Raw genomic sequence first — 2,216 nt, 5'->3', positions numbered from 1 at the left:
GGCGATGTCGATACCGGCGATCTGGACTTTCTCCCGGAGGTCCTGGATCGCAGCGTTCAGCAGGCGCTGACACGCGCTGCTCGGGTCGACCGGCACCGGGGTGCGGGCCCTTCTCCGTCCCCCTCCGCTCGTGCGTCGGTAGGCCTGAACTCGCCTTGTGCTGATGGGTGGTTGAGCGCTTAATGGGGCTCCGCTCCAGCCGGTACAGCACAGGGGGAAGCATGGAACCACCAGCACCGCCGGCCTCACCGCCACCGCCGCCCGACCGCCCGTGGCACACCAGGGACCCCGCGCCGGCGGTCGCCGCGCCGACGGCTCTTCCGCTGGTCATCAGCAAGCGGCTGCTCTGGGTGAACGGCGCGGCGTACCCGCTGGAGAACATCGTCCGCGTCTACACGTTCGTCCTCCGGCCCCGCAAGGCCGAGGCCGTCCGCGTGTTCGTGAAGCGGGTGGTGCTCACGCTGCTCGTGGCCCTCGGTATCGGCCTCTTCACCGCCCTGGCCAGGGGATTCGGCCCGGGCCAGGAGGAGCCGTCCGCGTTCGTCGGTTTCCTGCTGCAGATCTCCATCCTGGGCGTCCTCGGCGCGCTGATCTGGTCCCTGGTCGACATGCTGGCCGTCGTCACCGCGTCCGCGCACGACGTGCTGGCCATCGAGACGAACGGCCGGTCGACCGCGATGGTCTCCGGGGAGCTCCGGTACCTGAACGAGCTCGTCGTACGGATCGCGTCCGCGATCGACAAGCCGGACGCGGAGCTCACGGTCACGGTGGGGGCGCTGACGATCAGCAACCCCAGCAACTACTACTTCGGCGACGCCGTGAACATCTACGGCGGCGACGGCCACACGGGGGTGTCCAAGTGACGGGCGACAACAACTACTACGGGGACGCGGTCAACATCCACGGCGGCCGGGGCCACACCGGCATCGTCCACCACCATCACGCCCCGCAGGCCACCCTGGAGGAGACGCTGCGGGCCGTCGTGGAGCTGGCGCGGGCGCTGCGCGGCGCGGTGCCGGAGGAGGACCGCGCCTCCATCGACGACGCGCTGCCCGTTCTCACCGACGGCCCGGCCGCCGAGCCGGCGGCCCGACGGCGCTCGCTGATGGCTCTCGCGGCGGTGGCCGCCACCGTCGGCGCCATCGGCCAGCCCCTCCTGGACTCCGTCCGGGCCGCGCTCGAACTCATCGCGCGCTGAACGGGACGGGCGTCAGTCCCGGACGAACTCGGCCGGTTCTCCGTCCGACGCCATCCCGTAGACCTGGAGCCGCTCCTTGCCCTGCCAGTGGACGAGGCGGAGGTTGCTGGAGCCGTTCTCGGCGCAGTCCGGGTCCCAGCCGGCCGGGTCGCGGGTCTCCGGGCCGATGACGAGGAGGGAGCCCGCGCCGCCGACGACGGCGGTGGTCGCGCAGCGGACGTCGTCGGCGAGCAGGTTCCCCTGGTCGTCCATGCGCGGGTACGCCTGCTCGAAGCGGACGAGCGGGGCGCCGACCGGGCCCTGGGTGATGGTGACCTCGTAGGACCAGCGGTCGGGTTCGGGCTGGGTCACCGTGTCCGGCGCCTGCTTCCAGGTGCCGACGTAGGCGGCGGGGACGACGTCCGGGCCGGCCTTGACCCGCTGGAAGGTGCTCCTGGCGACGCCGGAGCCCCATTCGACGACGTCGGTCGAGCGCAGTCTGAGGGTCTGGCGGGCGGCCGGGGTGCAGCGCTGGGCGGGGACGCTCTCGGTGATCTCGGCCTCGCCGAGGACGAGTTCGCCGTCGGTGGCGGAGATCAGGGTGGCCCGGCCGATGCACAGGAGCTCGCCGGTGACGTGGGTGTAGACGGCGGCCTTGGCGCCCGCGGGTCCCTGGCTGATCTCGATCCGGCTGGTCTCGTAGGGCGCATTCGCCGTTCCCTTGAGGACGCCTTCCCAGGCGCCGAGGAAGGCGGCGGGGACGATCCCGGCGGCAGGGCGGCCGGTGCCGCCCTTCCCGCCGCCGACCGCGGTCCCGCCCGTGCCGCCGGAGTCGTCGCCCCGGCCAGGCCAGTAGGCGTACGCGACGGTGGCCGCCGCCGCCGCGACGACGAGGGCCGTGACGGCGGCGAGGAGGACGGTACGGCCCCGGCGGCGGGGCGCGGAAGGTGCCGGTTGCCGATGACCCACAGTTCGCCGCCGGGCCGCAGCGCGCGCCGCGCGTCCGCGAACATCCGGCGGGCGGTGCGGTCGGTGGTGG

Annotated in this window: 3 protein-coding genes and 1 pseudogene; 2 read left to right on the top strand and 2 right to left on the bottom strand. The window is 73.1% G+C overall.

Going from position 1 to position 2,216, the window contains the following annotated elements; translation table 11 throughout:
- The first annotated feature begins 221 nt into the window (after positions 1 to 221).
- On the top strand, positions 222 to 863 hold the full coding sequence (locus tag ABZ318_RS39485) for a DUF6232 family protein (RefSeq protein WP_356907234.1): 642 nt from the start codon (positions 222 to 224) through the stop codon (positions 861 to 863).
- Entirely contained in the window at positions 860 to 1,198 is a 339-nt protein-coding gene (locus ABZ318_RS39480) for a hypothetical protein (protein ID WP_356907233.1), read from the top strand. Before ABZ318_RS39485 ends, ABZ318_RS39480 begins: the two co-directional genes overlap by 4 nt.
- 12 nt (positions 1,199 to 1,210) lie before the next feature.
- Here the strand turns inward: ABZ318_RS39480 and ABZ318_RS39475 are convergent, their stop codons facing one another.
- Positions 1,211 to 2,146, bottom strand: a complete 936-nt coding sequence (locus ABZ318_RS39475; RefSeq protein WP_356907232.1) for a hypothetical protein — start codon at positions 2,144 to 2,146, stop codon at positions 1,211 to 1,213.
- Positions 2,122 to 2,216: pseudogene (locus ABZ318_RS39470) on the bottom strand (methyltransferase); the annotation flags it as partial. The gene ABZ318_RS39475 and the pseudogene ABZ318_RS39470, both read right to left, overlap by 25 nt.

It is taken from the genome of Streptomyces sp. NPDC006197, assembly GCF_040613865.1.
In the GTDB taxonomy this organism is placed as follows: Bacteria; Actinomycetota; Actinomycetes; order Streptomycetales; family Streptomycetaceae; genus Streptomyces.
The sequence above is the reverse complement of the archived record's forward strand: the minus strand, read 5'-3'. Positions and strand labels throughout refer to the sequence as shown.